The organism is Pseudomonas agronomica, assembly GCF_025917275.1.
Taxonomy (GTDB): domain Bacteria; phylum Pseudomonadota; class Gammaproteobacteria; order Pseudomonadales; family Pseudomonadaceae; genus Aquipseudomonas; species Aquipseudomonas agronomica.
The window spans coordinates 1-250 of record NZ_JAOSHO010001152.1; the positions used below are offsets into that span (position 1 = coordinate 1).

1 protein-coding gene is annotated in these 250 nt (G+C 61.6%); it reads left to right on the top strand.

What is annotated here, in order from left to right; all coding sequences use genetic code 11:
* Positions 1–250: type VI secretion system tip protein VgrG (vgrG, locus tag OC610_RS29340; protein WP_264433373.1), on the top strand; the 250-nt coding region annotated here is incomplete at both ends.

Consider the following 250-nt stretch of genomic DNA (forward strand, 5'->3'; position numbering starts at 1 on the left):
TTGGGACCGTCACGACCAGTCCAACGAAAACAGTTCGTGCTGGATTCGGGTGTCGCAGGCTTGGGCCGGGAAGAATTGGGGCTCGGTGCAGATCCCGCGCATCGGCCAGGAAGTGATCGTCAGCTTCCTCGAAGGCGATCCGGACCGGCCGATCATTACCGGTCGCGTGTACAACGCCGAGCAAACCGTGCCTTACGCGTTGCCCGCCAATGCTACGCAGAGCGGCACCAAAAGCCGTTCGAGCAAGGGT